The sequence below is a fragment of the Mycobacterium sp. genome, from assembly GCF_032162605.1.
In the GTDB taxonomy this organism is placed as follows: domain Bacteria; phylum Actinomycetota; class Actinomycetes; order Mycobacteriales; family Mycobacteriaceae; genus Mycobacterium.
Genome location: NZ_JAVROT010000325.1, coordinates 1 through 9,677 on the forward strand (window position 1 = coordinate 1; position 9,677 = coordinate 9,677).

At 64.6% G+C, this 9,677-nt stretch carries 11 protein-coding genes; 3 read left to right on the plus strand and 8 right to left on the minus strand.

Annotated elements, in window-relative coordinates; all coding sequences use genetic code 11:
- From QOI01_RS18620 to QOI01_RS18630, 3 genes are all read right to left on the minus strand, one after another.
- On the minus strand, nucleotides 1-473 hold a 473-nt coding region (locus QOI01_RS18620; RefSeq protein ID WP_526383494.1), incomplete at its 3' end, for an AMP-binding protein.
- Nucleotides 474-590: 117 nt separating this feature from the next.
- On the minus strand, nucleotides 591-1,400 hold the full coding sequence (locus tag QOI01_RS18625; protein ID WP_526383496.1) for an enoyl-CoA hydratase/isomerase family protein: 810 nt from the start codon (nucleotides 1,398-1,400) through the stop codon (nucleotides 591-593).
- Between the two features lie 10 nt (nucleotides 1,401-1,410).
- The gene (locus QOI01_RS18630; protein WP_526383498.1) at nucleotides 1,411-2,391 is read right to left on the minus strand and encodes a quinone oxidoreductase family protein; all 981 of its coding nucleotides are present in this window, start codon (nucleotides 2,389-2,391) and stop codon (nucleotides 1,411-1,413) included.
- A gap of 221 nt (nucleotides 2,392-2,612) precedes the next feature.
- Here QOI01_RS18630 and QOI01_RS18635 point away from each other — a divergent pair, with 221 nt between their 5' ends.
- The 3 genes from QOI01_RS18635 to QOI01_RS18645 are packed head-to-tail and all read left to right on the plus strand — an operon-like array spanning nucleotide 2,613 to nucleotide 5,748.
- Nucleotides 2,613-3,749, plus strand: a complete 1,137-nt coding sequence (locus QOI01_RS18635; protein ID WP_526383500.1) for a helix-turn-helix transcriptional regulator — start codon at nucleotides 2,613-2,615, stop codon at nucleotides 3,747-3,749.
- On the plus strand, nucleotides 3,746-4,837 hold the full coding sequence (locus QOI01_RS18640; RefSeq protein WP_526383502.1) for a helix-turn-helix transcriptional regulator: 1,092 nt from the start codon (nucleotides 3,746-3,748) through the stop codon (nucleotides 4,835-4,837). Before QOI01_RS18635 ends, QOI01_RS18640 begins: the two co-directional genes overlap by 4 nt.
- Nucleotides 4,834-5,748 carry a 1,4-dihydroxy-2-naphthoyl-CoA synthase gene (locus QOI01_RS18645; protein ID WP_526383504.1) on the plus strand — a complete coding sequence of 305 codons (915 nt, stop codon included), beginning with the start codon at nucleotides 4,834-4,836 and terminating at the stop codon, nucleotides 5,746-5,748. The genes QOI01_RS18640 and QOI01_RS18645 overlap by 4 nt, the downstream gene beginning before the upstream one ends.
- A 144-nt stretch (nucleotides 5,749-5,892) precedes the next feature.
- Here the strand turns inward: QOI01_RS18645 and QOI01_RS18650 are convergent, their stop codons facing one another.
- The 5 genes from QOI01_RS18650 to QOI01_RS18670 all read right to left on the minus strand — a co-directional run.
- A complete protein-coding gene (locus tag QOI01_RS18650; protein ID WP_526383506.1) occupies nucleotides 5,893-6,789 on the minus strand; it encodes an alpha/beta hydrolase in 897 nt (298 codons plus the stop codon).
- Nucleotides 6,789-7,541 (minus strand): hypothetical protein, encoded by a 753-nt coding sequence (locus tag QOI01_RS18655; RefSeq protein WP_526383508.1) that lies wholly within the window; start codon nucleotides 7,539-7,541, stop codon nucleotides 6,789-6,791. The genes QOI01_RS18650 and QOI01_RS18655 overlap by 1 nt, the downstream gene beginning before the upstream one ends.
- A 212-nt stretch (nucleotides 7,542-7,753) precedes the next feature.
- Complete coding sequence (locus tag QOI01_RS18660; RefSeq protein ID WP_526383510.1) at nucleotides 7,754-8,518, minus strand: SDR family NAD(P)-dependent oxidoreductase; 765 nt, start codon at nucleotides 8,516-8,518, stop codon at nucleotides 7,754-7,756.
- The gene (locus tag QOI01_RS18665; protein ID WP_526383512.1) at nucleotides 8,515-9,009 is read right to left on the minus strand and encodes an aromatic-ring-hydroxylating dioxygenase subunit beta; all 495 of its coding nucleotides are present in this window, start codon (nucleotides 9,007-9,009) and stop codon (nucleotides 8,515-8,517) included. The genes QOI01_RS18660 and QOI01_RS18665 overlap by 4 nt, the downstream gene beginning before the upstream one ends.
- Nucleotides 9,006-9,677, minus strand: a 672-nt coding sequence (locus QOI01_RS18670) for an SRPBCC family protein (RefSeq protein WP_526383514.1), incomplete at its 5' end; no start/stop codon positions are given. The genes QOI01_RS18670 and QOI01_RS18665, both read right to left, overlap by 4 nt.

Here is a 9,677-nt window from a genome sequence, read left to right on the forward strand (position 1 = left end):
GCAACGACGATCGTCAGGTCCGGATGCTCGCCACGCAGACCCAGATACATGTCCAGATAGTCGAACTTGCTGAAGTGCGCCGGAGTGAACACCGCTCGTGTGACGGCGTTGGACAGCACATAGCTGATGTCCTGGTGGCGGTAGATGGGCATGATCGGGACCATGACGACGCCGAGTCGCGACAGCGCGACCAGCACCTGGATGAACTCGACCCAGTTGGGTAGCTGCACGGCGGCAGTGTCGCCGCGTCGCAGGCCTTGCCGGTGAAGGCCGACGGCCAGCCGCTGGCCGGCGTCGAAGAGCTCACGATATGTCAGGGACCGCGTTCCATCGGTCGCGAACACCTTGTCGGGGTTTTCTTGGACGCGCAGGGCCAGCAGGTCGTGGACTGTCTCCGTGGACCACAGGCCCGCGCGGTAGTAGTCCTCGATCTGCTGCGGGCTGTAGCGGTCGGTGTACGGGCTGGGCTTCATCGCGCAATTCCTCGTTCTGGACCGACCTCCGGAAGGCGCACCAGAGGCTGCAATTCTTGAAATCGTAGAATGGTCAGACCGAAACGGCAATAACCCGAACGAGGGATAGACGCGCGCTCACGTGTTGCGCCACTGCGGGGCGCGCTTCTCCTTGAAGGCCCGCATCCCTTCGGTCAGATCGTCGGTGGTGAAGGCGAGGGCCAGCTGGGCCTGAAGGTAGTCAAGCGCAGAATCCAGCGGCAGATCCCTGGTCGCCGCCAACGCCCGCTTGCCCAGTCCCATCAACAACGGTGACTTGCCGGCGATGTCGCCCACCCACTGCCGCACGGCGTCGTCGAACTCGGCATCGGGCACTACCCTGTTGACCAGCCCGGCTGCGGCCGCCTCCTCGGCGCTGAACAACCTGCCGGTCATGATCAGTTCGTTGGCGACCAGTCGCCCGGTTGCGCGAAAGATCAAGGCCGAGATCATGAACGGAAAGGCGCCGACGTTGATTTCCGGGCAGCCCAGCCGGATCGACTCCTTGGCGATGACGAGGTCGCACGCCAACGCGATGCCCAGCGCACCGGCGAGCACGTCGCCGTTGGCGGCGCATACGACCGGTTTGTCGATCCCGGTCAGGGCGCGGTACAGGGTGGGGAAGCGTGCCAGTCCGGCATATTTGGCGATGATGGCCCGATCGTCGGCGAATGCGTCGAGATTGCCGCCGGAGGAGAAAACCCGGGGATGTGAAGAGGTGAGCACGATGACCCGGACGTCGGAGTCCGACGCCGCGCGCGTCAACAGCGCGCCCAGCTGATCCAGCAGCGCATCAGAGAGCGCGTTGCGCCGTTGCGGGTCGTTCAGTGTCAGATAGGCAACCAGGCCGTCGGCGCCGGGTTTGGCAGGCTCGAGCCGGTAAGTGACCAGCTCAACCGATTCGGTCACGGTGCGTCTCCTAGGTGTGCATCAACACGCATTTGCCGAATGTCCTTCCGTTCTCCAGGTACGCGTGGGCGTCGGCGGCCTGGTCCAACGGGAATTCGCGGTCGATCACCGGCGCCCTCACGCCACACCGGTCGATCATGTTCAGCAGGCTGGCGAAGTCCCGGCCGCTGCCCATGGTCGTTCCGAGCAGATCGAACTGACCGAAGTAAAAGCTGCGGATGTCCACGGCGGCGGTCTGGGCGGCGTTGGCACCCAGCACCACGAGCCGGCCACCCGGACGCAGCGCACCCAAGGACTCCTCCCAACGGCCGACGGGGTCCAGGACCAGGTCGAATCCGGCACTGCCTGGCGACATCGCAAGCGCGCGCTCGGGCCAATCCGAATCGCTGTGCAGCACGCCGCCGCGCGCGCCCTCGGACACCGCCCGCTCGATCGTGTCGGCCGACGAGGAGGTGACGGTGATGGCCGCTCCCGCCGCGACCGCGAGATTGATCGCCATGGTCGCGATCCCTCCTCCGGCGCCGATCACCAGCATCGACTCGCCTGCACGAAGCCGCCCGCGCACGAACAGAGCGCGATATGTGGTCACTCCCACCAACGGCAGCGAAGCTCCTTCGGCCCAGCTCATCCCGGCGGGTTTCGGGGCGACGCAGTCTGCTGGCACGCTGACCAGTTCGGCATAGGTGCCCGGAGTGCGATCGCCTAGGATCTCCCAGTTCTTGCCAGGCGCATCCTCGCGGTCGCCCCACTGCAGCGACGGCAACACTACGACGTGTTCGCCGGTGTCGGTGCGCACACCGGCGCCGTCGGCGCCGATGACGTGGGGCAGCCGCGAGCCGTAACGGCCCTGGCGCACGAGCACGTCATGCCAGTTCAGCGCGCTGGCCTGCAGCGCCACGGTCACCCAGCCTGGCCGGGACGGGGGGCTGGAGAACTCGCCGGGACGCAATACCTCGGCGCCCCCGAACTCATGCATGATCACTGCGTGCACGCGCGCCTCCTTATGGCCTGACCATTAGACCATCGCGATTATCGGCGTGCAAGAACGTCCCCGAAGTCGGCCGTACGAATATTGACGACCATGTCGACATCTGCATCACTTTTGTCAATTCGTTGTGACGCGCATGACACGTCGTTATAATTTTGGTCTAATGGTCTGACCGTAGAAGGTGGAAGACCTTGGGCCTGCAGGAGGTAGTGATGGTCGTTCGAATGTCCATGGCGCCGAGCACGGACGCCTCGACCTTGGACGAGCGTGTCGCGGCGGTCGTCACGGCCGCCACTGATGTTCTCGAGCTGGGGCCTGCCGACTTACCGCCGGCCGATGCCCAACCTCGGTTGATCGATCTGGCCCGACGCGTCGGCGAGCGGATCGCGCTGGCCGAACCATCCGACGAATCGCTGGCAACCGGCGAACTGTTGATCTCGATCCTGAGCTTGCGGTGCGAGCAACTCGATCACGAGCTTTCCCGGAAGGTGAGATCGCTTTCGGAGATCCGCAACGCCCTGTCAAGCCTGCGGGGCCTGCGGCCGGCCGAAATGATCACCGCCGCGCCAACGGTCTTGAGTCGGGAGTTCGCGTTCGCGCGGACGATGATCTCCACCGTGCGGGGCTCGCTCTGGCTGCCCCAGAACCTCCACATCGCGGAAAGCGAAGCGGTTGATCCCCGATCGCAACCGTTCCGCAGTTACGTCGACGGCGCGCACATCCAGTTGGCGGAGGCTCCGCTAGAGACAGAACTCGTGCGTAAGCGGTGCGGCGCCCTTGTCCTCACGCCGAAGGACGACAGGCGCACTTTCAAGGAGATCGTCGAAGTTTCCGGTTGTTTCGGGTACGTCGCCGCCCCGATCACCGTGCAGGGCAGAGCAATTGGGATGCTGCATGCCGACCGCCCCGGGCGCACCGGTGTGGTGACGATGGAGCACCTTGAACAGTTGGAGGCGTTCGCCGAGTGTCTGGCGGTGGCGTTCGAGAGCGCCGTGCTCGAAGAAAAGGCCGCCCAGCAGCGCGTCGAAGTCGACAGTCTGTGTGGCAACGTCGACGAATTGCTAAGCCGGTCGGGCCGATCGTCGTTGTGGTCGATGGCAGGCGCCATGACGGCACAGCGACACGATGCTTACCTGCGCAGCGACCAAGCCACTTCCATGTCGTTGACCGCCCGCGAACGAGAAATCATGGCGCATGTGGCGACCGGGGCCACCAACGGCCAGATTGCCCGCTGCCTGGTGATCTCGGAGGGGACCGTGAAGTCGCATCTGAAACACATTGCAAAGAAACTCAATACGTCCAGTAGAGCAGCGGCGGTCGCGGTCTATTCTGGCATCGTCGCTGGGGCGGGATCCCGATGAAGACGAATACGCGCGCGATAGTGGCGAAGCTCAACGAGCTCGACCGGCAGCTGTGCAGCGCGTTCAACATCGCGCGATCCGGCGATGCCACGACGCTCGACGGGGCCATCGCGATGTCAGCGGCCACGACCGATCGACTGCTGGTCGGGGAACGCGACAGCGGCGACGACACGACGTCGGCGAGGGTGCACAGTTTCTTGACGCCATTTCTGCGGGCGCAGGTGGAAGCGCGCGAAATGCGGTCCGGGGGTCCCACCGGTGTGGTGCGGTCATTGACCGAGGGCATTCGTCGCATGAAGAAGGCGGGCTCCCTGCAGGGCCTCGGACGCCAGGCGTGCAGCGAACTCTGCGACGCGTTGGGATTCGAGCACGCATTCCTGTCCTTCGTTGAAGAGGACGGATTCGTCGTCGAGGAATCGGACCACGGCCTTGGCGGTCCCACCGTGATCCCCCGTCGGCACTGTCTGGCGGAGCAGGCTTGTATTCGCCTGCGCGACACCGTCAGAACCGGTGAGCACGACATGCCCGCCTCACCCGGTTACCGCGAGTTGCTAGACTCCGCCAGCTATCTCGTCGCCCCGGTCATCGCCGAATCGCGGGTCGTCGCGCTGATTCACGTCAGCCGCATCGGCCAATGCGTCACGATGGGAGACATCGATGTGTTCGACGCGTTCGCGTCGGCGTACTCGTTGCTTCACGAGCGGATGCTCAACACCGAAAGGGTGCACCAGCAGCGTACGTCGATCGCCCGTGCCGCGGCGCGACTCACCGAAGAGGCAGACCGCATCGCCGCAACGGCCATCAGCCTCGACATCGAACACGACGATGCCCTCGAGCCGCCTGCGATAGCAGCGGATTCCGCGCTGGCGGCTGCGCTCTCGGAACGGGAGCGCCAGGTCTTCGGAATGCTGGTCATAGGGGCGTCCAACGCCGACATCGCCGACGAACTGGTCATCACGGTGGAAACCGTCAAGACACACGTGAAGCGGATCCTTCGCAAGATCGGTGCCATCAACCGGTCCGAAGCGATCGCGTTGTTCATCGACGAAGCAGGCAAGGGTCCACGGCGACACGGCCGTTCACATTGACCGACAATCCTTTTGATCCCGCGGTGTGGGAGCCGGTGGCAGGCTTCGACGAACTGACCGACATCACATACCACCGCCACTTCGTTGGCGGTACGTTGCAGCCGACGGTGCGCGTGGCCTTCAACCGCCCGCACGTGCGAAACGCGTTTCGGCCGCACGGTGTCGACGAGTTGTACCGGGTGCTCGATCATGCGCGGATGTGGCCGCAGGTCGGTGTGATCCTGTTGACCGGCAACGGGCCGAGCCCCAAGGACGGTGTGTGGGCGTTCTGCGCGGGTGGGGATCAGCGCATCCGTGGGCGCAGCGGCTATCAATACGCCTCGGGGGAGACCGCCGACACGGTTGACGCGGCCCGTGCGGGCCGGCTGCACATCTTGGAGGTGCAGCGGCTGATCCGGTTCATGCCCAAGGTGGTGATCTGTCTGGTCAACGGGTGGGCCGCCGGCGGTGGACACAGTCTGCACGCGACATGTGACTTGACGTTGGCCAGCCGTCAGCATGCGCGGTTCAAGCAGACCGACGCCGACGTCGGCAGCTTCGACGGTGGTTATGGGAGTGCGTATCTGGCCAAGCAGGTTGGGCAGAAGTTCGCTCGCGAGATCTTCTTTCTCGGCCGGCCCTATAACGCCGAGCAGATGCACGCGATGGGAGCGGTCAACGAGGTGGTCGAGCATGCGGATCTGGAATCGGTGGGCCTGAAGTGGGCCGCGGCGATCAACGGCAAGTCGCCGCAGGCGATCCGGATGCTCAAATACACGTTCAACCTGGCCGACGACGGCCTGGTCGGCCAACAGCTCTTCGCCGGTGAGGCAACCAGGTTGGCGTACATGACCGATGAGGCCGTCGAGGGCCGCGACGCCTTCCTGCAGAAACGCGCCCCGGACTACGGGCAGTTCCCGCGCTACTTCTGAGTTAGTTTCGAGCTGGCGTTACTCCGCCGTCGACGCTGATCGCCTGCCCGGTCATTCGGGGCGGCGCCGGGCTGCGGGTCGTTGGTCATGGGTCCGCCCTCACGGTCGTCAGCGTGTCCTGGGAGCCGTGGTGGTGTGGACGGACTACCCATCGTGTACCGCGGGAAGCGCCGATACCCGCTGTAGCCATTGCAGAAGGTCATCGATCACCTCTGCCCGGCTGATCTCGTTGAGGATCTCGTGCCGGCCGTCGTCGTAGACGCGGACGGTGAGATCGTCGAGACCGGCGGCGCGGTAACGGTCCACTAGTGGCCACAGCAGCGAGAGCCCGCCGTTGACCGGGTCTTTCGATCCCACCGCTACGTACAGAGGCAGGTAGTTGGGCATGCGCGCCACCTGGTCGGGGTCGGCGAGTCGCCGGGCACCGGCGAACATGTCTTTGACCGACGTGGCGTCAATGCCGAATCCACACAGCGGATCAGCGAGATAGGCGTCGACCACCGAATCGTCGCGGGAGAGCCAGTCGGAATCCGTCCGCGCCGGCCGGAACGCGCCATTGAAGGCGGACAGCTCCAGATCGCTGGACAGGTCCAGGGCCGGTTCGAGTAGATCTACAGCTGCGGTTCCCGTGAGGGCGACCGCGTCGACGTCAGTCCCGTGATCCAGCAGGAATTGTTGAGCCGCACACGAACCCATGCTGTGGGCAATCATCACCACCGGCAGGCCAGGATGGTCTGATTTCGCTCGGGCGATCACCAGATTCAGGTCGTCCACCAGTGCCGACCACCCGTTGTGTCCGAGGTGGCCGGGTTCGTCGGTGGCGGCGAGGGAGGCGCCGTGCCCTCGGTGGTCATGTCCGTACACAACGAAGCCCGCAGAGGTGAGGGCGTCGGCAACATGGTCGTATCGGCGGAGGTGTTCACCCATCCCGTGGACGAGTACGACGACGCCCGCGTCCGTCGCGCCGTCGTGGGCGGCCCAGCGATAGCCGGCGAGCTGCCTACCGTCCGCGGAGCGGTAGGAGAACGTCTCGGGAGCCATTAGGGGTTTCCGCCCTTGTCAGCAGTTGATGCGGGTGCAGGACTCTGTTGCTGGTCGGGTGCCCGCTTGAGCTCCTTCGTCATGTAAAACGTGGTCAAGCCCAGGTACGCGCCCCAAATGATGACCGGCAAGTAGAAAGCCAGCAACCCGTGATAGGCGAACGGTCCGCTCTTGAAAAAGGCCGGGCCAGCCGCGAAGAACAATGTCGCGGCTCCAGCAAACGTCAGCCAAGTGAGCCAGCGCGGGATCATCGGTTCAGGCCGGTGGTCCATCAGTTCCACCACACCTGTCGCGACCATCTCGATCGCCAGGTAGATCCAGCCGAGCAGGAAGGCGAACCACGCCCAGTCGCTCCAGGACTGGATGACGCTGGCCTCGGTCTCCTGTCGATAGGCGGCCACGATCCACGCGCACGCATTGAAGAAGATGATCAATGAGATGAAGACGCCGCAAACCGCGGTGGTGAGCGACCACAGCGGCCAGCGTCCCTCGATCTTGGCCAGCATGATGCCGAACGCGATCGAGCCGGGCGTGAGTATTCCGGCGGCGATGTAGAAGAGCGTGCAACCGATGATCGTCCCCCAGTGGTGCGTCTCGGTGAACCACACCTTGGTGGCCTCGAGACCGAGGTCCGCCCGCGCCGGCGCGTAGAAGTGAGCGATGCCCAGCCAGCCGACGGCCGTGAGCGCGACGAAGATCCAGTTGCACCAAAGCCCGATCTTCTGTGAGCCAGGCCTTTCGATGTCCTGCATTGGGTACGCCTCTCAAATTAGGGGAGCGGGGACGACTGTGACGGTAATCATACCAATGGTCCTACCAAATAGAAGGTCGGGAGCTGGTGGCCTCGGGCTCGAACTCCGCGTTGAACGCGGCCGGGTCATCGGGTCACCTCGGCAAAATTGACCTCGACCGAACCGATTTCATCAATTGGGATTGGCCCCTTCGGGTTCTGGACGAAAGGGCGTTAGCCCATGCTGGCGCCGCCGTTGACGTAGATCGTCTGTCCGGTGATGAACCGGCTGTCCTCGGCTGCGAGAAAGGCGACGGCCGCGGCGACCTCGTCAGGTGTTCCTGGCCGGCCGACGGGAACGATCGCGGTAGCCTGCTCGATGACCTCGAGCAGACGCGGTGGCGCGCTGCCGGTTTCGAAGAGTGCGCTCAGTTCCGGGGTCTGGATGTAGCACGGCGCCACGGTGTTCACAGTGACGCCGTGCTTGGCGTACTCGACCGCCAGCCCGGTGACCATGGCATGCACGCCGCCCTTGGCGGCGTTGTACATCGCGTGGTCCATCAGACCGGTGCGCACCGAGTCGGCGCCGATGTTGATGATTCGGCCGTGGCCTCGAGATACAATGTGCGGCAGCGCAGCTCGCACGCAGTAGATCGTGGTCCACAGGTTGTTGTCCACCGTGGCTCGCAGCGTCTGCTCGGTATGTTCCAGCGTTGGCCGGATGACACCGCCGCCGGCGTTGTTCACCAGGATGTCGACATGCCCCAACACCTCAATCGCCGTATTCAGCAGGTCGTCGGCCACGCCGTCCTGCTGGAGTTCTCCGCCGAATCCACCCGCGACGTCTACCTGGTCCAATACCCTTTCAAGGTCCTCCTTGGACCGCGTCGCCACGAAGACGCGGACACCGTCGGCGTTAAGCCGCCGTGCGATACCCAATCCGATTCCCGACGATGCCCCGGTGACGACAGCGGTCCGGCCCGTGAGCGCGGCATTCATAGGATGATCGCCACGTCCGAGACGGCGCGCAGATCGGTCATGTCGAGCTCGGCGCGCTTGAATGCTATCCGCAAACCGTTGTCGGACCGGCGAAGTCGGTACCGGTAACGTCCGACATAACAACTCGTCTTGCTGCCGCGGAACCGCCACACCGTGAACGACGCCGTCACGCCGATCCCGTCGTCTTCGTTTGGGTCGGCCACTATGACGTTGAAGATCTGGTGGTTGGTGCGGGAGTGCGGGTACTCGCGGTGGGCGCGGCGGCTGTTGAGTCGCGTGACCCGTGCGTGGAGGCGCGTGTAGTCGTCGTCGATGAGCAGCACGTCGGTGTCGGGGTCGCCGTCGGGTGTGTCGTTGCATGGCACCTCGTACTTGGCGTCGGGGTCGAACAGTTCGAGCCAGTCGTCCAGCGACCACGCGTCCAGCAGGGCGGCTTCGGCGTAAAGGAAGTCTTCCACCTGTTGCCTCGATACGGCCAGCACAGTACTCATCGCGCACCGGCCTGGTCTGCCGCGCAGCCCATCTGCTCTTGCCAGCGCCGCCAGAACTCGCGCATTTGCTCCTCGTCGTTGGCCAGCGGTGCGCGCCCCATTCCGCGTGAGATGTCGTTCCACTCGACGCCGCCGCTGCTGTAGCCCTGCTGGCAGGACTCCAGTGCCTCGACGTCGTCAGGGGTGGCGAAGCCGCCAGGACCCAGAAACGTCAGGAAGCTGTCGAGTCGCCGCTGCCGCAGGCTGGGCAGTTCGTCGAGGGGCGCGAGCTGCCAGGCGGTGACATCCACCCGGTCTGGCGCCGACGGAAAGATGGTGCGCACCGTGACCGCCATGATGTCGTTGATGATCAGGTTGGGATAGATCAGCAGGTTGCGGTTCACCTCGGCCATGGCGTGGGCCCGTTCCTCGCCGTAGCGGCTCACCAGATCGGTGCGCAGCCGGTCGATTTCGTCACGGGCCTCCTCCCCGAACAGCGGCTCCCACTTGGCGACCGGACGACCCCACGGAGCGGAGTACTCGATCACCGCGTGCCCGTTGCCCAGCGCGACGGCTCGGCCCTTGACGCCGCCCTGCAGGTCGGTGCCGATCGAGACCAGGTACTTGAAGTAGGTGTCGTGGGTGGACTGGGCGTGGTAACCGTCGATACTGTTCTCCACCAGCAGCTT